The 25183-nt window shown below is 70.6% G+C and carries 21 protein-coding genes; 13 read left to right on the top strand and 8 right to left on the bottom strand.

Features of this window, described 5'->3' with window-relative positions:
* Nucleotides 1-9 precede the first annotated feature (9 nt).
* From AAIB33_RS01170 to AAIB33_RS01160, 3 genes are read left to right on the top strand one after another with little or no spacing between them, the layout of a single operon-like run.
* Nucleotides 10-402 (top strand): YrdB family protein, encoded by a 393-nt coding sequence (locus tag AAIB33_RS01170; protein ID WP_345801741.1) that lies wholly within the window; start codon nucleotides 10-12, stop codon nucleotides 400-402.
* Nucleotides 399-1790: an FAD-linked oxidase C-terminal domain-containing protein gene (locus AAIB33_RS01165; protein ID WP_345801740.1), complete on the top strand. Its 1392-nt coding sequence runs from the start codon at nucleotides 399-401 to the stop codon at nucleotides 1788-1790. Before AAIB33_RS01170 ends, AAIB33_RS01165 begins: the two co-directional genes overlap by 4 nt.
* Nucleotides 1787-2200: an NUDIX domain-containing protein gene (locus tag AAIB33_RS01160; protein ID WP_345801739.1), complete on the top strand. Its 414-nt coding sequence runs from the start codon at nucleotides 1787-1789 to the stop codon at nucleotides 2198-2200. The genes AAIB33_RS01165 and AAIB33_RS01160 overlap by 4 nt, the downstream gene beginning before the upstream one ends.
* A gap of 248 nt (nucleotides 2201-2448) precedes the next feature.
* On the opposite strand, the gene AAIB33_RS01155 is transcribed toward AAIB33_RS01160, so the two are convergent.
* The 6 genes from AAIB33_RS01155 to AAIB33_RS01130 form a co-directional block, all read right to left on the bottom strand.
* A complete protein-coding gene (locus AAIB33_RS01155) occupies nucleotides 2449-3228 on the bottom strand; it encodes a glucosamine-6-phosphate deaminase (RefSeq protein ID WP_345801738.1) in 780 nt (259 codons plus the stop codon).
* Nucleotides 3221-4174 (bottom strand): ROK family protein, encoded by a 954-nt coding sequence (locus AAIB33_RS01150; RefSeq protein WP_345801737.1) that lies wholly within the window; start codon nucleotides 4172-4174, stop codon nucleotides 3221-3223. The genes AAIB33_RS01155 and AAIB33_RS01150 overlap by 8 nt, the downstream gene beginning before the upstream one ends.
* 43 nt (nucleotides 4175-4217) lie before the next feature.
* On the bottom strand, nucleotides 4218-5057 hold the full coding sequence (locus AAIB33_RS01145) for a carbohydrate ABC transporter permease (RefSeq protein ID WP_345801736.1): 840 nt from the start codon (nucleotides 5055-5057) through the stop codon (nucleotides 4218-4220).
* Entirely contained in the window at nucleotides 5054-6022 is a 969-nt protein-coding gene (locus AAIB33_RS01140; protein ID WP_345801735.1) for a sugar ABC transporter permease, read from the bottom strand. The genes AAIB33_RS01145 and AAIB33_RS01140 overlap by 4 nt, the downstream gene beginning before the upstream one ends.
* Nucleotides 6023-6114: 92 nt before the next feature.
* Nucleotides 6115-7389 (bottom strand): extracellular solute-binding protein, encoded by a 1275-nt coding sequence (locus AAIB33_RS01135; protein WP_345801734.1) that lies wholly within the window; start codon nucleotides 7387-7389, stop codon nucleotides 6115-6117.
* 95 nt (nucleotides 7390-7484) lie between these two features.
* On the bottom strand, nucleotides 7485-8687 hold the full coding sequence (locus AAIB33_RS01130; RefSeq protein ID WP_345801733.1) for an ROK family transcriptional regulator: 1203 nt from the start codon (nucleotides 8685-8687) through the stop codon (nucleotides 7485-7487).
* A gap of 115 nt (nucleotides 8688-8802) precedes the next feature.
* Here AAIB33_RS01130 and AAIB33_RS01125 point away from each other — a divergent pair, with 115 nt between their 5' ends.
* From AAIB33_RS01125 to AAIB33_RS01115, 3 genes are all read left to right on the top strand, one after another.
* Nucleotides 8803-9258 (top strand): hypothetical protein, encoded by a 456-nt coding sequence (locus AAIB33_RS01125; RefSeq protein ID WP_345801732.1) that lies wholly within the window; start codon nucleotides 8803-8805, stop codon nucleotides 9256-9258.
* Between the two features lie 91 nt (nucleotides 9259-9349).
* Entirely contained in the window at nucleotides 9350-10834 is a 1485-nt protein-coding gene (locus tag AAIB33_RS01120; RefSeq protein ID WP_345801731.1) for a L,D-transpeptidase, read from the top strand.
* Nucleotides 10835-10979: 145 nt separating this feature from the next.
* Nucleotides 10980-11948: an acetylxylan esterase gene (locus tag AAIB33_RS01115; RefSeq protein ID WP_345801730.1), complete on the top strand. Its 969-nt coding sequence runs from the start codon at nucleotides 10980-10982 to the stop codon at nucleotides 11946-11948.
* A gap of 122 nt (nucleotides 11949-12070) precedes the next feature.
* Here the strand turns inward: AAIB33_RS01115 and AAIB33_RS01110 are convergent, their stop codons facing one another.
* Together AAIB33_RS01110 and AAIB33_RS01105 are read right to left on the bottom strand one after the other, a co-directional pair.
* Nucleotides 12071-14209: an alpha-galactosidase gene (locus tag AAIB33_RS01110; protein WP_345801729.1), complete on the bottom strand. Its 2139-nt coding sequence runs from the start codon at nucleotides 14207-14209 to the stop codon at nucleotides 12071-12073.
* Nucleotides 14206-15228 carry a LacI family DNA-binding transcriptional regulator gene (locus AAIB33_RS01105; protein ID WP_345801728.1) on the bottom strand — a complete coding sequence of 341 codons (1023 nt, stop codon included), beginning with the start codon at nucleotides 15226-15228 and terminating at the stop codon, nucleotides 14206-14208. Before AAIB33_RS01105 ends, AAIB33_RS01110 begins: the two co-directional genes overlap by 4 nt.
* Nucleotides 15229-15525: 297 nt before the next feature.
* On the opposite strand from AAIB33_RS01105, the gene AAIB33_RS01100 reads away from it, so the two are divergent.
* From AAIB33_RS01100 to AAIB33_RS01070, 7 genes are all read left to right on the top strand, one after another.
* The gene (locus AAIB33_RS01100) at nucleotides 15526-16839 is read left to right on the top strand and encodes an ABC transporter substrate-binding protein (RefSeq protein ID WP_345801727.1); all 1314 of its coding nucleotides are present in this window, start codon (nucleotides 15526-15528) and stop codon (nucleotides 16837-16839) included.
* Nucleotides 16840-16857: 18 nt separating this feature from the next.
* Nucleotides 16858-17853: a sugar ABC transporter permease gene (locus AAIB33_RS01095; protein ID WP_345801726.1), complete on the top strand. Its 996-nt coding sequence runs from the start codon at nucleotides 16858-16860 to the stop codon at nucleotides 17851-17853.
* Between the two features lie 71 nt (nucleotides 17854-17924).
* On the top strand, nucleotides 17925-18749 hold the full coding sequence (locus AAIB33_RS01090) for a carbohydrate ABC transporter permease (RefSeq protein ID WP_345803480.1): 825 nt from the start codon (nucleotides 17925-17927) through the stop codon (nucleotides 18747-18749).
* A complete protein-coding gene (locus AAIB33_RS01085) occupies nucleotides 18746-21235 on the top strand; it encodes a glycoside hydrolase family 2 protein (protein ID WP_345801725.1) in 2490 nt (829 codons plus the stop codon). Before AAIB33_RS01090 ends, AAIB33_RS01085 begins: the two co-directional genes overlap by 4 nt.
* Nucleotides 21236-21261: 26 nt before the next feature.
* The gene (locus tag AAIB33_RS01080; protein ID WP_345801724.1) at nucleotides 21262-22188 is read left to right on the top strand and encodes a 1,4-beta-xylanase; all 927 of its coding nucleotides are present in this window, start codon (nucleotides 21262-21264) and stop codon (nucleotides 22186-22188) included.
* Nucleotides 22185-23099, top strand: coding sequence for a BadF/BadG/BcrA/BcrD ATPase family protein (locus AAIB33_RS01075; RefSeq protein WP_345801723.1), 915 nt, complete (start codon nucleotides 22185-22187; stop codon nucleotides 23097-23099). Before AAIB33_RS01080 ends, AAIB33_RS01075 begins: the two co-directional genes overlap by 4 nt.
* Entirely contained in the window at nucleotides 23096-25129 is a 2034-nt protein-coding gene (locus tag AAIB33_RS01070) for a beta-galactosidase (protein ID WP_345801722.1), read from the top strand. Before AAIB33_RS01075 ends, AAIB33_RS01070 begins: the two co-directional genes overlap by 4 nt.
* Nucleotides 25130-25183: the final 54 nt, after the last annotated feature.

Genomic DNA, 25183 nt, shown 5'->3' with positions numbered 1-25183 from the left:
CTGGAGGTCATGTCCGACACCCCCAACGTCCGCCCCGCGAAGCCCGCCGAACCTGAGCCGGGAACGGGTGCGCCGCTGTCGGGTCTCGACATCCTGGCCTTCATCTGCGAGCTCTTCGCCTTCGCCTCGCTCGCCATCTGGGGCTTCCTCTTCTGGTCCTTCCCCTGGAACATCGTGGTCGGCATCGGGGCTCCGGTCCTCGCCATCCTCGTGTGGGCGCTCTTCGTGTCACCCCGCGCCGTCTTCGCCGTGCACCCCTTCGTGCGCGCCGTCGTCGAGCTGCTCGTCTACGCCTCCGCGACGATGGCATGGTGGAGCATGGGCCAGCCGTGGATCGGTCTCGGGTTCGGCATCGTCGCGGTGACGGTCGGCGTCCTCGCGGGCCGGCGCCGGTTCGCGTGACCGACGCTCCCGACGTCGTCGCGCGCCTGCGCGCGACGCTCGGCGAGCGCGTCGACACATCGGAGGCGGCACTGCTCGACGCGCGCGCCGACAAGTCGGGGCACGCGGCATCCGGTCTCCCCCTCGCCGTGGTGCACGCCACCTGCGTCGCCGACGTGCAGCAGACGCTCCGCATCGCCACCGAGACGCGGACGCCCGTCGTCACGCGCGGTGCGGGCACCGGTCTCGCGGGCGGCGCCAACGCGGGCGCGGGCGAGATCGCCCTGTCGGTGCGCCGCATGGACCGCATCCTCGAGGTGCGTCCCGACGATCTCCTCGCCGTCGTCGAGCCGGGCATCCTCAACGCCGACCTCAACGCCGCGCTCGCCGAGCACGGCCTATGGTGGGCCCCCGACCCTGCGAGCCGGGCGATCTCGACCGTGGGCGGCAACATCGCGACCGGCGCCGGCGGCCTCCTCTGCGCCAAGTACGGCGTCGTGCGCGATGCGGTGCTCGGCATCGACCTCGTCCTCGCCGACGGCCGCCTGCTGCAGCTCGGCCACCGCACGGTCAAGGGCGTCACGGGGCTCGACCTCACGTCGCTCGTCATCGGGTCGGAGGGCACCCTGGGAGTCGTCGTCGGCGCGACCCTGAAGCTCCGCCGGCTCGTGCCGGGGACGACCTGCACGATCGCGGCGACGTTCGGCGACGTGCGGACCGCGGCCGAGGCATCCGCCGCCGTCACGGCATCCGGTGCGCAGCCCGCGATCATGGAGCTGATGGATGCCGCCTCCCTCCGCGCCGTCCACGCTCTGCTGCACCTCGACCCGCCGACGCCCGGAGCGGCCCAGCTGACCATCCAGACCGACGGGCCTGCGGCCGACGCCGAAGCCGACGCGATCGCCGCCGTGCTGCGCGCGACCGGCGGCACGGTCGCCGTCACGCACGACCGAGACGAGGGCGAGCGGCTGCTCGCGATCCGCCGCGCGATGCATCCCGCCATGGAGACGCTCGGCACGACCCTCATCGAGGACGTCTCGGTGCCACGCAGCGCGCTCCCGGCGATGTTCGACGAGATCGCCCGCGTCGAGCGCGAGCACGGGATGGCGATCCCCACCGTCGCGCACGCCGGCGACGGCAACCTGCACCCCAACTTCGTCTTCGACGGTCAGGTGGGGCCGGACGGCACCATCGAGGTGCCCGCGGCGGTGTGGGATGCCGCGGACGACCTCCTCCGCGCCGCGCTGCGCCTCGGCGGCACCCTGACGGGAGAGCACGGCGTCGGCGTCCTCAAGCGCCGGTGGCTGGCCGACGAGCTCGGCGACGACCAGTGGGAGCTGCAGCGCCGGATCACGCGCGTCTTCGACCCGCTCGGCATCCTGAACCCGGGCAAGGTGTTCGCGCCGTGACACGTGAGATCGTCGTCAGCGCGGCCGTCGTGACCGACGGTGCAGCCAGGGCGCTCGTCGTGCGCAAGGCGGGCACGACGGCGTTCATGCAGCCGGGCGGCAAGCACGAGGCGGGCGAGTCGCCGGCGGCGGCGCTCGTGCGGGAACTCGCCGAGGAGATCGGCCTGCAGATCCACGAGGACGACCTCTCGCCGCTCGGCCGGTTCGAGACCGATGCCGCGAACGAGCCGGGTCATCGTGTCGTGGCCGACGCCTTCCTCATCGAGGTCGACCCGGCGTCGGTCGGGCGCTCGGGCGAGATCGAGGAGATCCGCTGGATCACGGCCGCCGACGCGGCATCCCTCCCGCTCGCTCCCTTGAGCCGCGACCTCCTGCTGCCGCTCCTCTGGAACGCGCCCGCCGCGGGCTGACCCTCGCCCCCGCGTCGACACCCTAGGGTCTCGCCGAGACCACAGGATGCTCACGCACATTCCGTATGGTTCCGGCGAGACTCTAGGGTCTCGTCGAGACGGCGGTGCTCGCGCACATTCCGTATGGTTCCGGCGACACCGTAGGGTCTCGTCGAGACCACAGGATGCTCGCGCACATTCCGTATGGTTCCGGCGAGACCCTAGGGTGTCGACGGGCGGGCGGGCGCAGCCGATCCAGGACGGGCCGGTTACAGCCCCTGCCAGGCCGGCTTGTGGGCGTAGGAGTGGCGGTAGTAGTCGGCGAAGCGCAGGCGCGAGGCGGCAGCCTCGTCGACGACGACTGTCGCGTGCGGGTGCAGCTGGATCGCCGAGCCGGGGAGGGATGCCGTCACCGGCCCCTCGACCGCCCCCGCGACGGCCTCGGCCTTGCCCTCACCGAAGGCGAGCAGCACGAGGTGCCGGGCGCGGAGGATCGTGCCGAGTCCCTGCGTGATGCAGTGCATCGGAACGTCGTCGACCGAGTCGAAGAAGCGGGCGTTGTCTTCGCGGGTCTGCTGCGTGAGCGTCTTGACGCGCGTGAGCGATGCGAACGACGAGCCGGGCTCGTTGAAGCCGATGTGCCCGTCGGTGCCGATGCCGAGGATCTGCAGGTCGATGCCGCCGGCGGCGAGGATGGCCTCCTCGTAGTCGTCGCCGGCGTGCTCGATGCCGTCGAGGGCTCCGCTGGGCACCCGCACGCGGGCGGGGTCGAGTCCGAGCGGCTCGACGACCTCGCGGTCGATCACCGAGCGGTACGACTCGGGATGCGAGACGTCGAGGCCGACGTACTCGTCGAGCGCGAAGCCGCGCAGTCGCGAGACATCGAGGCCTGCGAGCCGGGCCGGCAGCGCCTCGTAGACGGGGAGCGGCGTCGATCCCGTCGCGAGGCCGAGGACCGTCGCGGGATTCGCGCGGACGAGCCGCACGATCTCGTCGGCGACGAGGCGACCCGCGGATGCGGCATCGGGGACGATGACGACCTCAGCCATGAGCGAGGACCTCCTCGGGTTCGGGATCGCGCGCGGCGCCGATGAGGGCCGCCCCGAGAGCGGCGGCGGGCGATCCCGCCGGCAGCACCTCGACACGGTCCTCCAGCTGCAGGGATCGCATGAAGGGGGATGCCTCGGCACTCGCCGCGAGCTCGGCGGCGACGTCGCCCGTGAGGGCCGCGCCGAGTCCGGTGAGTCCGCCGCCGAGTACGACGAGCTCGACGTCGGCGGTCAGGACGAGCACCCGCACGGCGGCCGCGACACCCCGCGCGACGCCCGCGCGCAGTTCGCGGGCGTGCGGGTCGCCCGCCGCGGCGGCCGCGAAGACGTCGGCGACGGGAAGCGCGCCGGGGCGGCCCCACCGCGCGGCGACGGCGCCGCCGCCCGAGAGCGCCTCGATGCAGCCGTGCTGACCGCAGCGGCATTCGGGGCCGTTCGGGTCGACCGAGATGTGACCGACCTCGCCCGCCGTGCCGCGCGCACCGCGCCACAGCTCACCGTCGACGACGATCCCCGCCGCGACGCCCGTGCCCAGGTTGAGGTACGCCATGGAACCGTGGCGAGGGTGGAAGCCGTGCGCGCTCCCCCGCAGCACGTACGCACCGAGCGCCGCCGCCTTGACGTCGTTCTCGACGCGCACCGGGATGCCGAGCGCCGGCGCCACGGCGTCGGCGAGGTCGAGCTCATCGACGCCGAGATTGACGGCGTGGGTGACGCGTCCCGTCCCGGGCTCGATCTGCCCGGGGATGCCGATCCCCACCGACACGATGTCGTCGAGGCCGATGCCGGCATCCGTCGCGACCGCGCGCACCGCGGCCACCGCGGTGCGCACGATCTGGTCGCCGCCCCAGCCGGTCGCGAGCCGCACGCGGCCGACGATCGCGCCCGCCGGGTCGACGACGACGGCGTCGGTCTTCGTGCCGCCCATGTCCAGTCCGACTCTCATCGGCCGTCCTCCCGGCGAGAGGCGGCTGCATCCTGCGCGCGCATCAGCCCTTGACCGCCCCGGCGACGAGACCGCTCGACATGCGGTGCTGCACGAAGAGGAAGAAGACGATGACCGGCACCGCCATGATCGTCGAGGCGGCCATGACGAGAGCCCAGTCCGTCGCCTTCGTCGCCTGCACGAACGCACGCAGCCAGATCGGCAGCGTCATCGACTCGGGGCGGGTCATGATGACGAGGGCGAAGACGAACTCGTTCCACGCCTGGATGAAGGCGAACACTCCTGTCGCGATGAGCCCGGGCGCGAGGAGCGGGAAGGTGATGCGCCAGAACGCGCCGGCGCGACTGCATCCATCGATCATCGCCGCCTCCTCGAGATCGGCGGGAACCCCGGCGACGAAGCCGCGCAGCGTCCAGATCGTGAACGGCAGCACCATCGCGATGTACACGAAGCTCAGACCGATGATCGTGTTGATGAGGTACCAGCCGTCGAGCACGCGGAAGACGGACACGATCATCGCCTCGGCGGGGATCATCTGGATGACCAGGATCACGACGATGAAGAGCGACCGGCTGCGGAAGCGGTAGCGCGAGACGGCGACCGCCGCGAGGAAGGCGAAGACGAGGGCCGCGACGACCGTGATGCCCGTCACCGCCAGCGAGTTGAGCAGCGCCGTGATCAGACCCTGGTCGCCCAGCGCCTCCTGGTAGTTCTTCAGGGTGAACTGATCGGGCCACCAGTGCGGCGGGGTCGAGCGGACGGACGAGGCCGGCAGCAGCGACGTGTTCACCATCCAGTAGACGGGGAACAGCGAGCAGACGATGACGATGACCGCAGCGATGTTGAGGGAGATGCGGGAGACGAGACTCCGAGGACGGTTCATGACTCCTCCTTGTCCTGCTTGAGCATCGTGCGGATCCAGTAGCCCGAGATGGCGAGCAGGATGACGACGAGGATGACCGAGATCGCGCCGCCGGCGCCGAGATCCCCGGAGGCCATGGAGACGCTGTAGATGTAGACGCCGATCGTGTTCGTCTTCTCGCGGACCCCGCCGATCGACTGCAGGGCGTAGATCTGGGCGAAGACCCGGAGGTCCCACATCACCTGCAGGACGAGCAGCACCATGAGGATCGAGCGGATGTAGGGCAGCACGATGAGGCGGAAGCGGGCGAAGCCGCCGGCCCCGTCGAGCTCCGACGCCTCGAGGACCTCCCCGGGCACCTGCGTCAGGCCCGCGTAGGTGCTGAAGACGACGAACGGGATCGCGCCCCACGTGATGATGATGGCCGCGACGGCGTAGAAGCTCGTCGGGTCGATGAGCCAGCTGTGGCCCATCCAGTTCTCGCCCGTGACCTGCGTGAGCACCCAGTTGACGAGGCCGTACTGGGTGTCGAAGATCCAGCCCCACACGATCGTCGCGGTCAGGGCCGGCATGGCCCACGCGAGCAGCAGCGAGACCGAGACGGCGGTGCGCATGACTGCGCCGAGCTTGGTGAGCATGACGGCGATCAGGACGCCGAGGACCATCGTGGCGACGACGCTCACGATGCACAGTGCGATGCTGCGGCCGAGGACGGCCCAGAACTCGGGGTCGGTGAGGACCTTGGCGTAGTTGTCGAGGCCCACGAACTCGGGCGGGGCGCCGAAGATCTGCGCGCGCCCGAACTTCTGGAACGACATGATCACGAGCTGGACGAGCGGCCAGCCGATGAACACGACGAGCATGATGAGCGCGGGTGTCAGCAGGGCGAGGGGTCCCCAGGGGAACGGGCGGCCCTTCTTCGTCGGCTCGGGATCGGACGGCGCGGCCGCACTCGAGGTGCGCTCGGGCAGGGAGATGGTCGACATGACTCGCCTCCTCTCAAGGATTCTGTCGGACTTCACGTCCGGCGGACATGGGACGGGGCGCCCCGCACGCAGGGCGCCCCGTCGTGACGGCATCAGCCGTTGAGGATGGACTCGATCTGCTTGTCGGCGTCCTGCGCGAGCGACTTCACGTCGCCGCCGTTCGCGATGTTGACGAACAGGTCCTGCATGATGCCCTGCGCCTCGACGTCGGCCCAGTTCGGGGACGCCGGGGTGAGCTTGGCGTTGGCGGCGGCCGCGGCGATCACCTTGGCGAGCTCGGGCGTCGCGGCGGCGACCTGGTCGCCGAGCGAGGTGAGGGCGGGCACGAGGCCGGCCTTCGCGAGGATCGTCTGGTAGTCGTCGCTCAGCATGATCTCGAGCGCGCTCTTGGCCAGGTCGGGGTTCTTCGACTTGGCCGAGATGCCCACGTTCGAGCCGCCCGCGAACACCTGCGCGGTGCTGCCTTCCTTCATGCCGGGAAGGGCGAAGTAGCCGGTCGTGTCGGCGACGGCCGTCGGCTTCTTGTCCTCATCGGCGACGATCGACCAGTAGGCCCAGCTCGGCGCCGAGTAGGTCGCGGCCTGCTCGGTGCGGAAGGGCACCCAGCCGTTCGCCTCGTCGCCGTCCTTGGGGGCGAGCGACGCCTGCGTCATGAGGGTCTGCACCTGCTCGAGGCCCTTGACCGACTTGTCGCTGGAGAGCTGCGCGTCCCACTTGTCGCCGTCCTTGACGGCAATCTCGCCGCCGTTCTCCCAGATGAAGGGAAGGGCGTTGTACCAGTCCTTGCCGGGGAAGTAGACACCCGAGACGCCCGGCAGCGCGGCCGCGAGGGTGGTGCCGTTCGTGACGTACTGGTCGAGCGTCGTGGGAACCGTGACGCCGGCCTGGTCGTACATCGAGGTGTTGTAGAACACGACGCGAGCGCCCGAGTAGTACGGCGCGGCGTACAGCTTGCCGTCCCACGAGCCGGCCTCGACGAAGCCGGGGAGCAGGTCCTTGCCGCCGAGCTTCTCCTTGATGTCCTCGAGGCTCAGGAGCGCGCCGCTCGAGGTGAAGGCGGGCGCCTGCGTGTTGCCCATCTCGACCACGTCGGGGCTGTCGTTCGACGACAGGCTCGTGGTGAGCTTGTCGACGAGGCCGGTCCACTGCTGCTCTTCGATGACCAGGGTCGAGCCAGGGTTCTCGTCCTCGAACGTCTTCTTGAGGTAGTCACGAGCGTCCTGCGGCGTGTCCGTGCCGACGAGCCAGACGCGAACCTCCGCGCCCTTGCCGTCCGTGGAGCCTGCATCGCCTCCAGAAGTCGAGCAGCCGGCGAGGATGAGCGCCGAGGCGCCGAGGAGCGCCACCGCTCCGAGCGTCTTCTTCATGGTGTCTTCCTTTTTCGTTCTCTCTTGGTGGTTCGGGTGGGCCGGGTGACCCATCCGGGGGGTTGTTGGATGAGGGTCCGCAGGACGACCCGGGGCTACGACACCCCGAGCTGTCCCGACAGGACCATGACGGCCGCTCCGCGCAGGACGATGTCCTGGCCTTGCTCCGTCATCCGCACGCGGACGCCGTCGTGGAACTCGGCGAGCGTTCGTGCGCGGAGGGTCTCGACGATCGCTTCCGCGAGAGGGCCGTCGAGAAGTTCGGTGGGGCCGGAGAGCACGATCTCCGACACGTCGAGCACGCCCACGACGGGCGCGAGGGCGATTCCGAGGCGTTCACCTGCATCGCGGAGGATTCCCTTGCGATCGGAGGTGGATGCCTCGGCCAGCCGAGCGGTGAGCGCGGGGACGGCCAGCCAGGCCTCGAGGCATCCGACCTTGCCGCACACGCAGACCGGGCCGCCGTCGGTGCCGACCGTGACGTGGCCGATCTCGCCGGCGCCGAAGTGCGCGCCGCGCATGGGCTGACCGGACGCGAGGAGGCCGGAGCCGACACCGCGGCCGACCTTGACGAGCAGCACATCGTCGCCCGCGCCCCCGAAGGTGTACTCCGCGAGGACGGCGGCGTTCGCGTCGTTCGCGACGAGCACCGGCAGGCCCAGGGCCTCGCGCAGTGCGCTCTCGAGATCGAAGCCCGCCCAGCCGAAGTTGGGGGCGGTGAGGATGACGCCGTGGTCGTCCACGACGCCCGGCGTGCCGACGCCGATCCCGAGCACCGGCGCATGCGAGTCGGCGACGAGGTCGGCGGCGAGCGCGACGACCGCGGCCACGACGTCGTCGGCTCCGGCGGGGATGGGGACGTTGCGCCGCGCGACGATGTCGCCGTCGAGGGTCAGGACGGCGCCGATGAACTCCTCGCTGCCCGAGAGGTCGATGCCCACGATCCGGTGGCCGGCGCGGTCGAGATCGACGAGCATGGCGGGCTTGCCGGGGCCGGATGCCTCGCGGACGCCCATCTCGGCGACGAACCCGTCGGCGATCAGCTCGGCGACGAGGTCGGAGATCGTCACCCGCGTGAGGCCTGTCTCGCGCGAGAGGTCGGCGCGGCTCATCTCGCCCTGGTGGAAGAGGGTCTGCAGCACGAGGGAGCGATTGTGGCCGCGGGCGTGCTCCGGCAGCACCTTTCCGCCGTGGCGGAGGGCGCGACCGGGGCCGAACGCGCCGCCGTTCGCGGCTCCCGAGGGGGTGTGCGGCGACTCGATGGTGGAAGAGCCGCGCTGCACTTCCGATGCAGACATGTTTGTTAGTAGACCTTACGAACAAACATTGCGCAAGGGTGCGGAGCAATTTGCACAGAGCATTTACAAACTTGTTACAAACGCCATGTCGCCTAGGCTGAGCGCGGAGGATCCCATGAATCGCCGCATCGCCGCACTCACCATCGCCGCCGTCGCTTTGCTCGGCCTGACCGCCTGCACGGCGTCGCCCGATTCGAACGCCGACTCCTCCCCGGCCGCCTCCGACGCCGCGGGCGATGAGGGGCAGTCCGTCGCCGACGCGTGCGCGCTCATCCAGGACACCATCACCGACGCGACGAAGGAATTCGGCAACGCTGCGAGCGATGATCCCGCCGCCGTCGTCGAAGCCATGAAGTCGGCAGCCGACAAGATCTCGGCCGCCGCGGACCAGGTCACCAACGACGACGTGGCCGCGATCCTCCCCGATCTGCAGCAGATGTTCGCGAAGACCGCCGAGGTCATGCAGAGCATCGTCGAGGGCGACGTGTCCAAGCTCGACGAGCTGACCGCGCTCGGCGACTCGTTCAAGGAGACGAGCCAGCGCTTCCAGGATCTCTGCAGCCCGCAGTGAGCGGCCCGGCGGTCGTGATCAGTCCGTTGCCCATCGGGAATATGGCATCCCTTACCATGGAGTGGCATGTTCGGAAGCCGGGGGGTTCAGCATGACCGATCTGGCCACGAGGCCTGACGCAGGGGGATCGTCTGACGACGAGGCGTCGAGCGCGCCCGCCGACGACTCCGTCGACGCTCCGCCGCCCGCCTACGAGTGGGCGCCGACCGAGCCCGCACCCAAGAAGCGTCGGCTCTGGCTGTGGATCGGCGTGCCTGTCGCGGCTGTCGCGGTCGGCCTCGCCGCGGCATCCCTCGTCCTCATCGCGCCGGGAACCTCGATCGCGGGCGTTCCCGTGGGCGGACTCACACCCGGCGCCGCCGCCGACGCGCTCGACCAGCGACTCGCCGACACCACGATCGTCCTGACCGGCGCCGGTGCAGACGTCGAGATCACGGGCGCTGAGCTCGGGGCCTCCGTCGACGCGCGCGCCCTCGCCGACAAGGCCTTCGCCTCCCACCCCGCCTGGAACCCGACGTCGTGGTTCGCCTCGCCGTCCGATGCACAGGTCGCCGTCGACACGGCGACGGCCGTCGCGGCTCTGCGGACCGCGGTCCCGTCGCTGTACGTCGACCCCACGGACGCCGCCATCGCCTACGACCCCGCGAGCGCGACGTACGTCGTCACGCCGGCGGTCGAGGGTCAGGGCGTCGACGTGCAGGCGGTCCAGACGGCGCTCACCGAGGCCTTCGCACAGGGCGAGACGCGCGTCGAGCTCGCGGCCACGACCGCGCCCGTCGAGCCCGAGGCACCGACGCACGTCGCCGAGGCGACGGCATCCATCCTCAACCGCATGCTCGACACGGCCGGCTTCTACGTGGGCGACGAGCGCACCGTGCCCCTCGACCGCAGCACCGTCGCGTCGTGGCTGACGATCACGCCGGGCGACCGCGGCACGTTCGCCATCAGCGCGAACGCGAGCGCCATCCAGCCCACGGTCGACGGCCTGCAGGCGGCGGTCGACCGCGCCCCGGTCGACTCGACGACGATCGTCAACGCGGCGGGCACGGTGCTCAGCACGCCGACCGCGGGCGCCGTCGGGCGCACGCTCGACTCGACGAGCGGCATCGCGAACGCCTACGCGGACCAGCTGGCGGCGGGGAACGCCGTGTACCAGCTGCCCGTCACCGAGGTTCCCTTCGCGACGACGAGCCTCGCCCGCTCGATCGAGGTCGACCTCAGCGAGCAGCGGATCTACGTCAAGGAGAACGGCAACGTCGTCGACACGTGGCTCATCTCCAGCGGCGCATCGAACACGCCGACCTACACGGGCCACTACACGATCGGCTACAAGACGGCCGTGCAGACGATGAACGGCTTCAACCGCGACGCGGCGGGGAACGTCATCGGCACCTACTCGACGCCCAACGTCAAGTGGCCCATGTACTTCAACGGCGGCCAGGCGTTCCACGGCGTCTACTGGCACAACAACTTCGGGCACACCATGAGTCATGGCTGTGTCGGCATGCCCGAGTGGCGTGCCCAGTGGCTCTACAACTGGGCGCCGAAGGGCACCGACGTCTGGATCCACAGCTGATCGCGTCCTGCAGGACATCGCCCGGACACCCGGGCGGTCGTCGCCCCGCGCGCGCAGCGCGAGGTCGTGGCGCATCCGGGACACGACCGGACACGCGCCGACACCCCGGTTTGCGCGCTCGCGAGCGACTCCCTATCGTGGCGCCGTGCCCCGCTTCGACCTGCCGCTCGCCGAACTCCAGACCTACCGCCCCGACATCGCCGAGCCGGACGATTTCGACGATTTCTGGGCGACCACGCTCGCCGAGTCCCGCGCGGTCGGCGGCGAGGCCGTCGTCGTCCCGGTCGAGACGCCCCTGACGACCCTCGAGGCGTACGACGTCACGTTCCCGGGCTTCGGCGGCGACCCCGTGAAGGCCTGGCTGCTGCTGCCCGCGGGGGCGCAGCATCCCCTTCCCGCCGTCGTGGAGTACAACGGGTACGGCGGTGGCCGCGGACTGCCCTTCGAGCGGCTCGGCTGGGCGTCGTCGGGCTATGCGCACCTGTTCATGGACACGCGCGGGCAGGGATCGATGTGGGGCGCGGGCGGCGACACGGCCGATCCCCACGGAACCGGCCCCTCGTCGACCGGGTTCATGACGCGCGGCATCGAGGACCCCGCCGGCTACTACTACCGCCGCGTGTTCACCGACGCCGTGCGCGCCATCGACGCCGTGCGCGCGCTGCCGCAGGTCGACCCCGCGCGCGTCGCCGTCGCGGGCGGCAGCCAGGGCGGCGGCATCGCGCTCGCGGCGGCGGGCCTCGCCGACGATCTCGTCGCCGTGCTGCCGGACGTGCCGTTCCTCTGCCACTTCGAGCGGGCCGTCGGCCTGACCGACCGCGACCCCTACCAGGAGGTCGTGCGCTACCTCTCGGTGCACCGCGGCGCCGACGAGCACGTCTTCCGGACCCTGTCGTACTTCGACGGCGCGAACCTCGCGAAGCGGGCGACGGCATCGACCCTGTTCTCGGTCGCGCTCATGGATCTCACCTGCCCGCCGTCGACCGTGTTCGCCGCCTTCAACCACTACGCGGGCGAGGACAAGGCGATCGAGGTATACACGCACAACGACCACGAGGGCGGCCAGGCGTACCAGTGGCAGGCGCAGGCGCGCTTCCTCGGCGAGCGCATCTGACGCCGGCACCACGAACGTCGGAGAATCGTGCCGTCGTCGGAGGTTTCACGCGGAATCCTCCGACGGACGCGCAGATCTCCGACGCTGCGCGGGCGCGACGCCGGCACGCGGCGGGCGCCGCGTCAGTCGAGCGGCGTGACGTGCAGCACGAAGGCCTGCACGGGCCAGAGCGTCGGCAGCTGCAGTCCCGCCTCGGCGAGCACCCGCCCGGGGAGGTCCACGCCTCCCGCGGTGTACCACTCGGGCGCGATCCAGCCGTACTCCGCGGCGCCGATCTCGGTGCGCACCCGCACGGCGTAGCGCCGCTCGTGGTCGAGCCACGCGAGGCGCAGGCGCTCGGCCCGCGCATCCTCCAGGCTCGCGACCGTCGCGACGACGACGACCGAGGCATCGTCGGTCGCGAAGCCCGTGACGCGCCAGGCCGGATCGCGCAGGTCGGCGTGCACCGTGCGTCCCGCGTGCACGACGGGTCGCAGCTCCTTGTAGAGGGCGCCGAAGCGCCGGAGGGCCGCCGCCTCGTCCGCATCGCACTCGAGGATGTCCCACTCGAAGCCCGCCGAGCCCATCAGGCTCGTCGCCATGCGGTACGACAGGGCCGTCGTGCGGCCCGAGCTGTGCGACGTCGTCGGCCCGACGTGCGCGCCGACGAGCTCCGGCGGCAGGAGGAGCCCCGTCCAGCGCTGGATGTCCTGGCGCTCGACGGGGTCGTTCGAGTCGCTCGCCCACACCCGGTCGCACACCTCGAGGATGCCGAGGTCGGTGCGCGCGCCCCCGCTCGAGCAGGACTCGATCTCGAGCGCGGGATGCCGCTCCTTCAGCGCGGCGATGAGGCGGTAGACGGCGAGCATCTGGACGTGACCGCCGGGCCGCCCGTCGTGCGTCGACTCGACGAGGTCGCGGTTGTGGTCCCACTTGATGAAGTCGACGCCGACCTCCCGCACGACCGCATCGATCTGCCCGAGCACGTGCGCATACGCATCGGGATTCGCCAGGTCGAGGACGTACTGCGTGCGCCACGACAGCTCCGGCTCGTGGTCGAGATGACCCGGATCGTGCAGCAGCCACTCGGGATGGGCGCGGGCGACGTCGGAGTCGAGCGAGACCATCTCGGGCTCGAACCACAGCCCGAACTGCATCCCGAGGCCGTGCACGCGATCGGCGAGCGGCACGAGCCCGTCGGGCCACACGTCGCCGTCGACGACCCAGTCGCCGAGGCTCGTCGTGTCGTCGCGGCGGCCCTGGAACCATCCGTCGTCGAGCACGAACCGCTCGATCCCGACCTCCGCCGCGCGCTCTGCGAGCGCGAGGAGCCGCTCCTGATCGTGGTCGAAGTACACCGCCTCCCACGTGTTCAGCACGAGAGGACGAGGGGACGAGGGATGCTGCGCCCGCGCCCGCAGCCACGTGTGGGTGCGCGCGGCGAGGGCGTCGAGGCCGGCATCCGTCCAGGAGAACGCCACGCGGGGCGCGGCGTACTCGTCGCCCGGCTGCAGGACGACCTCCCCCGGGCGGAGCAGCTCGCCCGCGCCGATGAGGGTCACCGCGTCGGTCACGCGGTCGACGCGATACGTCACGTCGGACGACCATGCCGCGTGCGCCGCCCATGCCCGCCCGGTCGTCCACAGCGGCGGACGCTCCGACGCGATCAGCATCGTGGGAGCGTCGTGGCCCGGGCGGCCGCGGCGCGATTGACGCACCGTCGACCCCGCGGGCATCGCCGTCGTGACCGGGCGCTTCTCGCGTGTCCACCGCCCGTCGAACGTCGTCAGCGTGTCGGTCGTGGTCGGCACGGGGAAGGTCGCTTCGAGCCACTCGACCTCGACGGGCTCGGCATCCCCTTCACCCTCGTGGCGCAGCCGGTGCTCGACCCACACGACTCCCCCGGCCTCGATCGAGATGCGGATAGTGAGCAGGAGAGTGGATGCCGCGTCCCGCGCCGACACGGTGAGCTCGGCGTCGGTCGCGGCTCGGTCGGTCTCGGCCCAGCGCGAGTGGTGGAGCACACCGCGGCGCCGGAGCTGGAGTCCCGGTCGTCCCGTCCAGCCGTCGCCCTCGGCGGGCGAGAGCGTCACCTGCCACGCGGCGTCGAGAGTGCCGGGAGGGGACTGACGGCTGACCCCGCGGGCGATCGCCGCGGCGTCGTCCGCCGCGAGCGGCCCCAGCGCCGCCCCCCAGTGCAGGACGCGCGGAAGGCCCCGCGGACGGTGCTCGACGAGGACCGAGACGCCCTCGGCCTCGAGGTGGGTGAAGCCGGCGGTCATGCGCTCTCCTCTCGCGGCGGGCGCTCACCCGTGCCGCGCTCGACGATCCAGGTGGGCAGCTCGATCTGCCGCGTGAAGCCCGACGGGTCGCCGATGCGCTCGAGGGCGAGCATCGCGGCCCGGCGGCCGAGTTCGATGGGGTCGTACGAGACGACCGAGACCCCGAGCACATCGGCCGTGTCGAAGTCGTCGAAGCCGACGAGCGCCGTGCGGCCGTCGTCGTGGCGGTCGCGCAGCACGCGGAGGGCACCCACGGTCACGCGGTTGTTCCCCGTGATGAGGGCCGTCGGCGCGTCGTCGCCCGAGAGGAGCTCGTCGACGATGCCGTCGGGCTTGATGCTCATGTCGTCGACGAGACGCTCCCACCGCGTGCTGTCGGTGATGCCGTAGGCGGCGAGCGCCTCGCGGTAGCCGCGCAGTCGCTCGGACTGGGTGTAGACCGACGCCGGGTTGCACACGTAGCCGATGCGGCGGTGGCCGCGCGCGAGCAGCCGCATCGTCGCGTCGTACACGCCGCGCCGGTTCTCGAGCACGATCGAGTCGGCGACGAGGTTGCGTGCCGGGCGGTCGATCGCGATGACGGGGGTGCCGAGGTGCCGCTCGCCCTCGAGGTAGGACTGATCGTCGGCGACCGGGATGAGCAGGAGCGCCGCGATGCGCTGGGCGAGCAGGGCATCGGCGACGCGCTCCTCGCCTTCGGCGGTGTCGTCGGTCGTGGCCACGACGAGCGCGAAGCCGTTCGCCGCCAGCTCCTTCTCGATGCCGGCAGCGACCTTGTAGTAGAAGGGGTTGTTCAGCTCGCCCATGATGAAGCCGAACGTGTTGGTCGCTCCGCCCCGGCGCAGGCTGCGGGCGAGCGTGTTGGGGCGGAATCTGAGCCGCTTGGCCGCCGCCAGCACCCGCTCGACAGTCTCGGGGGCGACGAGCTCACGATTCGTGAAGACCCGCGACACCGTCTTGGAGCTGACGCCCGCGAGGCGGGCGACGTCGTCGAGCGTGGCTCGGTTCTGAACCGTCATCGGTGGCGCTCCTTCCTCGGAGTGCCGCCCAGCCTAGCATCGAAGCGCTTTCATGACGACGTAGGACATTTGACAGACATCAGAGGCGACATGCCGAATATGTGCCCAATTAAATCCCCGATTAATTGGTTTTTCCGTTACGCAAACGCTCAGTGGACATGACAAGACAGCGTTGACATTCTGTGCTTGCAATCGGTCCGGATGCATGCCTACTCTGCTCCTGCGACAACCCGCGCGACGATGCGGCGGATCCCCCGCATCCGCAAGTTCAAGGGTGAACCTGACAAGGAGAGACACATGGCAAGGAAGGCATTCGCCGCCCTCGCGCTGACGGCCGTGGCGGGCCTCGCGCTCAGCGGCTGCGCCGGTGGGAGCGCCGGCTCCGCCGACAACACGATCGACGGCGACGTCAAGGGCGACATCAAGGTCGTCACCTGGCGCACCGACCTCATCCAGGACGGCACGTTCGACAAGTACAAGGCCGAGTTCGAGAAGAAGTATCCCGACGTCAACGTCACGTTCGAGGGCATCACCGACTACTCGAACGAGATGCTCACGCGCATGAGCACGAACAACTTCGGCGACGTCATCGGCATCCCTGCGATCCAGCCCGACCAGTTCGAGCAGTTCCTCGAGCCCCTCGGCAAGACCGCGGACTTCAAGGACACCTACCGGTTCCTCCCCGCCGCGAGCTACGACGGCACGCAGTACGGCATCGCCTGGGGCGGCAACGCCAACGGCATCGTCTACAACAAGAAGGTCTGGGAGGAGGCCGGCCTCTCGACGCTGCCGACGACAGAGGCCGAGTGGCTCGACGACCTGAAGCAGATCAAGTCGAAGACCGCCGCCATCCCGATGTACACGAACTACAAGGACGGCTGGCCGCTCACGCAGAGCTTCGGCAACCTCGGCGCCATCACGAACGACGACGACGCCAACATGACGCTCGCCCACGACAAGGCGCCGTGGACCGAGGGCACCGACGTCTATGCGATCGACTCGCTCACCTACGACACCGTCGCCGCCGGCCTGACGGAGGACGACCCGCTGACCACGAACTGGGAGCAGTCGAAGGTCGACCTGGGCACGGGCAAGATCGCGACGATGCCCCTCGGCTCGTGGGCGATCTCGCAGATGCAGGCCGCCGCGACCGACAACGGCGGGTCCGCCGACGACATCGGCTACATGGCCTTCCCCGCGAACGTCGACGGCTCGCAGTACGCCGTGATCGGCGGCGACTACAACCTCGCCGTGAGCAAGTTCTCCAAGGCGAAGGCCGCCGCATGGGCGTGGATCCAGTGGGTCGTGAACGAGTCGGGCTACACCGACACCCAGGGCATGATCTCGTCGGTCAAGGATGCTCCGCTGCCGAAGAACCTGCAGGACTTCTCCGACGCCGGCGTCAAGCTCCTCGAGATCAAGGCCGCTCCGGCGGGCGAGGAGAGCCTGCTCGCCGACACGGCCAATGAGTCCAAGGTCGACCTCTACGGCCCGCTCTACCGCCAGAAGCTCATCGACATCGCTCGCGGCGCCGCCGACGGCGACAAGGACAGCTACTTCGCGGAGCTCAACGACCAGTGGGGCGCCGCGGTCCAGAAGCTCGCGAACTGACGGAAGGACGGCAGCGACATGTCGATCACCTCACCCGGTGGGGCTCCGGCCGGAGCGCCTGCCGTCCTCTCCCCCGCTGTCGAGTCTCGCCGGTTCCGCGGAGCGATCCGCGGGACCGGCGGGTCCCGCCCGCTCGTCTCGGGCCGCCGCGCGGTCGTGCGGGGCCTCACGCCCTGGCTCTTCCTGGCCGCTGCCCTCGGACTGCTGCTGCTCTTCACCTACTGGCCGGCGCTGAACCTCTTCTACTACAGCGTCACGGACTGGGACGGCATCGACCGCACAAAGAACTTCGTGGGGCTCGACAACTACGTCGAGGTCTTCACCGACCCGAAGATCTTCTCGGTCTTCTTCGTGAGCCTCTACTACTTCCTCGCGTCGTTCGCGCAGATGGCCATCGCGCTGTACTTCGCCACGATCCTCAGCTTCTCGACGCGCTTCTCGAGCCTCTTCCGAGGCATCCTGTTCTTCCCCTATCTCATCAACGGCGTCGCGATCGGCTTCGTCTTCCTCTACCTCTTCCAGCCGGGGGGCACTTTGGACACGGTGCTGTCGTGGTTCGGCGTCGCCGACCCGCCGCACTGGCTGGGCGACCCGAACATCGTCAACTGGTCGCTCGCGGGCACATCAGTCTGGCGCTACACGGGCATGAACTTCGTGCTGTTCCTGGGCGCGATCCAGTCGATCCCGCACGACCTGTACGAGGCGGCCGAGCTCGACGGCGCGACCCGCTGGCAGCAGTTCTGGGCGATCATCTTCCCCGGCATCCGGCGCGTCATCGGCCTGTCGTTCATCCTCGCGATCGCCGGCAGCCTCTCGGTGTTCGAGATCCCGTTCATCATGACGGGCGGCGCCAACGGGTCGTCGACCTTCGTCATCCAGACGCTGCAGACGGCCTTCAGCTTCCGACAGGTGGGCCTCGCCTCGGCGATGGCCGTCGTGCTGCTGCTCATCGTGCTGGTCGTCACGGTCGTGCAGCGAAAACTCTTCCCCGACGAGAAGGTGGACCTGACATGACCGTCACCGAGACCCTGACGACCGGGAAGCCGCCCGCTCCTCGCGAGCCGGTCGGCGGCCTCACCCTCGGCATGCGGCTGCGATCGATGAGCGCGCAGACCGCCAAGTACACGAGCCTCGTCGTCGCGGCGATCGTGACGCTGCTGCCCCTCACGGTGCTGCTGTTCGCGAGCTTCAAGACGAAGCAGGAATACGGCACGACCGGCCCGTTCACGCCCCCGTCGAGCTGGCTGAACCTCGACAACTTCGTCACGGCCTTCACGAGCGGCAAGATGCTCGAGGGGTTCGTCAACACCACGATCGTGCTCGTCGTCTCGCTCGCCGGCACGGTGTTCATCGGCACGATGGCCGCCTACGCCCTCGACCGGTTCGCGTTCCGGGGGAAGAAGCTCGTGATGGGCCTCTTCCTCGTCGCGACGCTCATCCCGAGCGTCACGAGCCAGGTCGCGACGTTCCAGCTCGTCAACGGCCTCGGGCTGTATGACACGAAGGCGGCTCTGATCCTGCTGTTCATGGGCACGGACGTCATCGCGCTGTACCTGTTCATCCAGTTCATGCAGTCGATCCCGATCTCGCTCGACGAGGCCGCCATGATCGACGGCGCGAACCGCTGGACGATCTACTGGCGCATCGTGCTGCCGCTCCTTCGTCCCGCGATCGCGACGGTCGTGATCATCAAGGGCATCGCGGTGTACAACGAGTTCTACGCGCCCTTCCTGTACCTGCCGAGCGAAGGCCTCATCTCGACGTCGCTGTTCCGGTTCAAGGGGCCGTTCGGCGCGCAGTGGGAGGTCATCGCGGCCGGCACCATCCTCGTCATCATCCCGACGCTCATCGCGTTCCTCCTGCTGCAGCGGTGGATCTACCGCGGCCTGACCTCCGGAGCAGTCAAGTGACCCTGACCCGCCGCCCCCTCCACGACGGCTGGACCCTCCGCGCCGCCCGAGGGCCGGTGCCCGCCGATCTCGACATCGTCGACGTGCCCGCGACCGTCCCCGGGTGCGTGCACCTCGACCTGCTCGCGGCGGGACTCATCCCCGACCCGTACCGCGGCGTCAACGAGGCGCTGCTCGCGTGGATCGGGCTCGTCGACTGGACCTACCGCACGACCTTCGACTGGGCGCCCGACGGCGACTCGCGGCACGACCTCGTCTTCGACGGCGTCGACACGGTCGCCGAGATCGTGCTCAACGGCGAGGTGATCGCCGCGGTCGCCAACCAGCACCGGTCGTACCGGCTGCCGGTCGACGGCCGGCTGCGCGAGGGCGAGAACAGCCTCGAGGTGCGCTTCCGCGCACCCGTGCCGTACGCCAATTCGCAGAGCCTCGAGCTCGGCGCGCGCCCGCGCCCGTATCCCCTCCCCTACGAGGCGATCCGCAAGTCGGCCTGCAACTTCGGGTGGGACTGGGGCATCGCGACCTACACGAGCGGCCTCTGGCGCGGCGTGCGCCTCGAGTCGTGGTCGGCGGCGCGCCTCGCCGAGGTGCGGGTGACGGCGGCTCCCGAGGGCGACGGCGGCGTCGTCGAGGTGGTCGCGACGGTCGAGAGGGAGACGGATGCCGCGGATGCGGCGCTCTCGCTGCGCTTCGCCGTCAACGGGCTCGGGCTCGAGACACCCGCGTTCGGGGTCTTCGGATTCGACGGCGGCGAGGTGCGCGCGCGCCTCGACCTCGCAGCGGTCGAGCGCTGGTGGCCCGCGGGCTACGGCGAGCAGCCCCGCTACGTCGTCGACGTGCAGCTCGACGACGGCGGGTCGGTCATCGACGAGACCCACCGCGTCGTGGGCTTCCGCACGGTGCGGTGGGACACGACGCCCGACGACGCGGGCACGCCCTTCACGCTCGTCGTCAACGACCAGCCCGTCTTCGTGAAGGGGGTCAACTGGATCCCCGACGACGCGCTTCCCGTGCGCGTCGACCGCGCACGCTACGAGCGGCGACTGCGTCAGGCGCTCGACGGCGGGATCAACCTCATCCGCGTGTGGGGCGGCGGCATCTACGAGTCGGACGACTTCTACGACCTGTGCGACGAGCTGGGCCTGCTCACATGGCAGGACTTCCTCTTCGCGTGCGCCGCCTACCCCGAGGAGGAGCCTCTCCGCTCGGAGGTCGAGGCCGAGGCGCGCGAGAACATCGTGCGACTGGCATCCCACCCTTCCCTCGTGCTGCTGACCGGCAACAACGAGAACCTCTGGGGCTTCGAGGACTGGGGGTGGAAGGAGCGCCTCGACGGCCGGACGTGGGGCGCGCACTACTACTACGAGCTCTTCCCCGCACTCATCGCAGAACTCGCTCCGCACGTGCCGTACGCTCCCGGAAGCCCGTTCAGCCCCGGCGGCGGCTGGGACGGCTCGGCGCAGACCGGCGCGCACCCCAACGACGAGGCGCACGGCTCGATGCACCTGTGGGAGCAGTGGAACCGCCGCGACTACGCGACGTACCGCGAGCACACGCCGCGCTTCGTCGCCGAGTTCGGCTGGCAGGGGCCGCCCGCGTGGTCGACGCTCGTGCACTGGCTCGACGACGACCCGCTCACGCCCGAGTCACCCGGCATGACGCTGCACCAGAAGGCGATGGAGGGAAACGTCAAGCTGACGAACGGCCTCGTGCCGCACTTCCGCGTGCCCGACGACATGGAGACGTGGCACTGGGCGATGCAGCTCAATCAGGCGATCGCGGTGCGCACGGCGCTCGAGCACTTCCGCTCGTGGGCGCCGCACACGCAGGGCGCGATCGTGTGGCAGCTCAACGACTGCTGGCCCGTCACGTCATGGGCCGCGATCGACGGCGACGAGCGCCCGAAGCCGCTCTTCCACGCGCTGCAGCGCGCCTTCGCCCCGCGGCTCGTGACGATCCAGCCGCGCGACGGCGGCCTCGCCGCGATCGTGTCGAACGACACGGGCGAAGCGTGGTCGGGCACGCTACACCTGCGCCGGCTCGACTTCGACGGGGAGCCGCTCGCGGAACAGGATGCCTCGGTCGAGGTCGCGGCGCGCGGCACGGTGACCGTCGCACTCGATGCCTCGGTCGCCTCGCCGGGAGATGCCGGCGGCGAGCTCGTCGTCGGGGAGATCGACGGCGTGCGGGGCGAGTGGTTCTTCGCGGAGCCGCGTGATTCGGCACTCGGTGCGGCTGAACTCGAGGTGTCGACCGAGCCCGTTGACGGCGGCACGCTCGTGACGATCACGGCGGGGAACCTCGTGCGCGACGTCACGATCCTCGCCGACAAGCTCGACCGCTCGGCCGCCGCCGCCGAGGGGCTCGTGACCCTGCTGCCCGGCGAGAGCACCGGCATCCTGATCCGCCATGCAGGCGCGCTCGACGTGAGGGGCATCGCGGCCCCCGAGGTGCTCCGCAGCGCGAACCAGCTGGTCGCCCGGTGAGCGTGCTCGGGGGGCCCGTCTGCGGCATGACGTGGGGTTGGGTCGGCACACGCGGCACGTGGGCGACGCCGGAGGCCGAGGCATCCCTCGCCGCCATGGCCGACCACGGCGTCACCTGGACCGCCCTCGCCTACGCGGCCGTGCAGGCGACGCCGTTCTCGACCGAGATCCCGTTCGACGAGGCGCCGACGGTGACGGACGACGAGATCGTCTGGGCGATCCGCGCCGCGAAGGCGCTGGGGCTCAAGGTGTGCCTCAAGCCCGTCGTGAACTGCGCCGACGGCACATGGCGCGCGCACATCGGATTCTTCGACCGGGACGTGCCCGGCGAGCCGACGTGGGGCGAGTGGTTCGCGTCGTACCGGCTCTTCCTGCTGCACGCCGCGGAACTCGCCGAGGCCGAGGGCTGCGAGATGCTCTGCATCGGGTGCGAGATGGTGCGCGCCGACGCGCGCGAGGCCGAGTGGCGCGCGCTGATCGCCGAGATCCGCGGCGTCTACTCGGGGCTCCTCACCTACAACTGCGACAAGTACCAGGAGGACCGCCTCACGTGGTGGGACGCCGTCGACGTCATCTCGTCGAGCGGCTACTACCCGATGGACGCGTGGGAGCGCGAGCTCGACCGCATCGAGACGGTGGTCGAGGCATCCGGGAAGCCGTTCCTCTTCATGGAGGCGGGATGCCCCAGCCGCACCGGCTCGGGTGAGCGCCCCAACGACTGGTCGCTCGTGGGCGAACCGTCGGGCGATGAGCAGCTGCGCTGGTACCGGGCCATGTTCGAGGCGTGCGACAAACGCGACTGGGTGGAGGGATTCATGCTGTGGGACTGGCCCGCGCAGCTCTACCCCCTGGGCGGAGCCGCGACGAACGACGACTATTGCCCGTACGGGAAGCCCGCGGGAGCGTATCTTCGCGAGGTGTACGGGGTCATGAGCGGTGGGGAGCTGCGATGACGGGGATGCAGGTGCTCGCGATCGACGCGGGTCAGACGGGCATGAAGGTGCGGGTGGAGGGCGCCGACGTCGTCTTCCGGGGCATCGACACGCACGAGCCGCTGCTGCCGCAGCTCGCGGAGGTCGTGCACGGCGCGATCGCCCGCACCGGATCGACGCCCGACATCGTCACGGCGGGCATCTCGGGTCTCACCGACCGCGATGCCGACGCGGGGCTGCTGCTCTCGCTCGTGCGCGACACAGGCGTCCGCGCGGCGTCGCTCGCCCACGACTCCACGACATCGTTCCTCGGTGCCTTGGGCGATGCGCGCGGAGCAGTGGTCGCGGCCGGAACGGGCGTGGTCACGCTGGCGGTGGGAGTGGATGCCGTGTCCCGCGTCGACGGGTGGGGCTACATCATGGGCGACGCCGGCAGCGGGTACTGGATCGGACGCGAGGCGTTGGACGCGGTGATGCGCGCCTACGACGGGCGTGGCCGGCAGACGGCGCTCACCGACCCCGTGCGGGCCCTCTGGCCCGACCTCTCGCGCGCGTACATCGACCTGCAGGCCGCGGAGGACCGCGTGCGGATCGTCGCCTCGTTCGCGGCCGAGGTCGCGCGGCTCTCCGTCGAGGGCGACGCCGTCGCGCAGGCGATCAGCGACCGAGCCGCCCGCGAGCTCGCGCACAGCGTGCTCACCTCGCTCGCCAACGTGCAGCGAGGCGACGACGAGCACTTCACGGTGTGCGCGATCGGCGGCGTCTTCCGCTCGCAGCGGCTGCATGACGCGTTCGCGGCCGAGCTCACGCGCGACCGGCAGGATGTGACGCTCGTCGCACCGCGCGGCGAAGGCATCGACGGCGCCCTCGCGCTCGCCGACCTCTCGCCAGAGCATCCCCTCTCCTCGGCCGTGCACCGGGCCGTCGCGTGACGGGCGGCCGACCGGCGCACCTCGCGGCGGGCGCAGGTCGGCCGGCGCCGGCGGCCGACGGCCGGCTGCTCTTCGGCGGCGACTACAACCCCGAGCAGTGGGATGCGTCGGTGTGGCGGGAGGACGTCGCGCTCATGCGGGAGGCGGGCGTGACGACGGTCACACTCGGCGTCTTCTCGTGGGCGTTCGTCGAGGTCGACGACGACGTGTGGGAGTGGGACTGGTTCGACGAGGTCGTGGGGCTGCTCCACGACCGCGGCATCGGGATCGACCTCGCGACGCCGACCGCGGCTCCCCCCACGTGGCTGCACCGCGCACACCCGGAGATCATCCCGGTCGACCGGCGCGGCATCCGGTATCACCCGGGCGGGCGTCTCGGCTGGTGCGCGAGCCACCCCACGTGGCACGAGTACTCGACCCGCATCGCGCGGCGGCTCGGCGAGCGCTACGGCGACCACCCGGCGGTGCGGATGTGGCACGTGGGCAACGAGCTCGGGGGCGGAAACCGGCTGTGCTTCTGCGACGTTTCGTCGGACGCGTTCCGGGCCTGGACGCGGGAGCGGTACGGCACGATCGAGGCGCTCAATCGAGCATGGGGCACGGCGGTGTGGGGCCTGAGGTACCGCTCGTTCGACGACGTCATCGCCCCGCTCGCGAGCGAGTCGGGACAGAATCCGTCGATGCTGCTCGCGTTCGACCGCTTCTCCTCCGACGAGCACCTCGCACAGTTCCGCCGCGAACGCGACGCGCTGCGCGCGGCCGGGGTCGCGACCCCGATCACGACGAACCTCATGCTCGACGTCGGCGGCAGCGTCGCCGACTACGCCGGGTGGGTGGACGACCTCGACGTCGTCGCGATCGACCACTACACGAAGGCGGCCGATCCGCACCGCGAGCGGGAGCTGGCGTTCGTCGCGTCGCGGGCCCGCGGGCTGGACCGCCGCCGGCCGTGGCTCGTCATGGAGCAGTCGATCAGCGCCGTCAACTGGCAGCGGCGCAATGCGCCGAAGGTCGCCGGTGAGGCGATCCGCCACAGCGTCCAGTACATCGCGCACGGCTCCGACGGGGCCCTCTTCTTCCAGTGGCGGGCCTCCGCCTCCGGCGTCGAGCAGTACCACTCCGGACTCGTGCCGCATGCCGGGACCCGGACTCAGCAGTGGCGCGAGGTCGTCCGGCTCGGCGGCATCCTGAATCGGATCGGCGAGGTCGCCGGCAGTCTCGTCGAGCCCTCGTCCGTCGCGATCGTCGCCGACATCCCGGCGAAGTGGGCGTGGGAGGAGGGGCAGAAGCCCCTGCACGACTACCCGATCGAGGCTGCGGGACGACGGTGGCACGAGGCGCTCTCGGCCCGGGGGCTGGTGCCGGATGTCGTGGCGCCCTCCGCCGATCTCGCCCGGTATGGCCTGATCGTCGTGCCGGGACTGTACGCCGTCGACGACTCTTTCGCCGATGCGATCCGGGATGCCGCCGCGGCCGGCGCCACCGTCGTCATCGGGCACCTGTCGGGCATCGTCGACGAGGAGAACCGCATCCGCACGGGCGGCTACCCCGGCGCCTTCCGGGAGGTGCTCGGCGTGTTCGGGGAGGAGTTCGCCCCGCTCCTCGAGGGCGACGAGAGCCTGCTCGCGTCGGGCGCCGTCGCCGTGGACTGGACGGAGCGGCTGCGGGCCGTCGACGCGGAGGTGGTCGACGCGTACGCCTCGGGGCCGCTGAGCGGGCTGCCCGCGGTCACCCGTCGCCGCGTGGGCGAGGGAGAGGCGTGGTACGTCTCCGCCGACATTCGCGACGAATTCGACGACCTCGTCGAGCGCGTCGTCGCGGCGTCGGGGGTCACCCCGCGTGTCCCCGTGGTCGCCCGCGTCGAGGCGGTCCGCCGCGTCGGCGAGGAGCGGTCGTGGCTCTTCCTCATCAACCACGGCGAGACGGATGCCGTCGTGCCCGCGATCGGGTTCGAGCTCGTCGCGGGCGCCGAGGTGTCCGGCAGCCTCGCGCTTCCCGCGGGCGGCGTCGCGGTCGTGCGCGAGAGCTGACCCGCGGCAGGAATGAGAAGAGTGGATGCCCCGGGCGGGGCATCCACTCTCCTT

Source organism: Microbacterium sp. AZCO, from assembly GCF_039614715.1.
GTDB lineage: Bacteria > Actinomycetota > Actinomycetes > Actinomycetales > Microbacteriaceae > Microbacterium.
This window is presented reverse-complemented; position numbering and strand designations above follow the sequence as displayed.

Bases quoted from the DNA above. Each gene is read 5' to 3' on its own strand.
- AAIB33_RS01130 (WP_345801733.1), bottom strand. From the start codon at position 8,687: ATGTCTGCATCGGAAGTGCAGCGCGGCTCTTCCACCATCGAGTCGCCG.
- AAIB33_RS01135 (WP_345801734.1), bottom strand. From the start codon at position 7,389: ATGAAGAAGACGCTCGGAGCGGTGGCGCTCCTCGGCGCCTCGGCGCTC.
- AAIB33_RS01105 (WP_345801728.1), bottom strand. From the start codon at position 15,228: ATGACGGTTCAGAACCGAGCCACGCTCGACGACGTCGCCCGCCTCGCG.
- AAIB33_RS01110 (WP_345801729.1), bottom strand. From the start codon at position 14,209: ATGACCGCCGGCTTCACCCACCTCGAGGCCGAGGGCGTCTCGGTCCTC.
- AAIB33_RS01095 (WP_345801726.1), top strand. From the start codon at position 16,858: ATGTCGATCACCTCACCCGGTGGGGCTCCGGCCGGAGCGCCTGCCGTC.
- AAIB33_RS01120 (WP_345801731.1), top strand. From the start codon at position 9,350: ATGACCGATCTGGCCACGAGGCCTGACGCAGGGGGATCGTCTGACGAC.
- AAIB33_RS01100 (WP_345801727.1), top strand. From the start codon at position 15,526: ATGGCAAGGAAGGCATTCGCCGCCCTCGCGCTGACGGCCGTGGCGGGC.
- AAIB33_RS01145 (WP_345801736.1), bottom strand. From the start codon at position 5,057: ATGAACCGTCCTCGGAGTCTCGTCTCCCGCATCTCCCTCAACATCGCT.
- AAIB33_RS01075 (WP_345801723.1), top strand. From the start codon at position 22,185: ATGACGGGGATGCAGGTGCTCGCGATCGACGCGGGTCAGACGGGCATG.
- AAIB33_RS01080 (WP_345801724.1), top strand. From the start codon at position 21,262: ATGACGTGGGGTTGGGTCGGCACACGCGGCACGTGGGCGACGCCGGAG.
- AAIB33_RS01155 (WP_345801738.1), bottom strand. From the start codon at position 3,228: ATGGCTGAGGTCGTCATCGTCCCCGATGCCGCATCCGCGGGTCGCCTC.
- AAIB33_RS01170 (WP_345801741.1), top strand. From the start codon at position 10: ATGTCCGACACCCCCAACGTCCGCCCCGCGAAGCCCGCCGAACCTGAG.
- AAIB33_RS01090 (WP_345803480.1), top strand. From the start codon at position 17,925: ATGCGGCTGCGATCGATGAGCGCGCAGACCGCCAAGTACACGAGCCTC.
- AAIB33_RS01125 (WP_345801732.1), top strand. From the start codon at position 8,803: ATGAATCGCCGCATCGCCGCACTCACCATCGCCGCCGTCGCTTTGCTC.
- AAIB33_RS01140 (WP_345801735.1), bottom strand. From the start codon at position 6,022: ATGTCGACCATCTCCCTGCCCGAGCGCACCTCGAGTGCGGCCGCGCCG.
- AAIB33_RS01150 (WP_345801737.1), bottom strand. From the start codon at position 4,174: ATGAGAGTCGGACTGGACATGGGCGGCACGAAGACCGACGCCGTCGTC.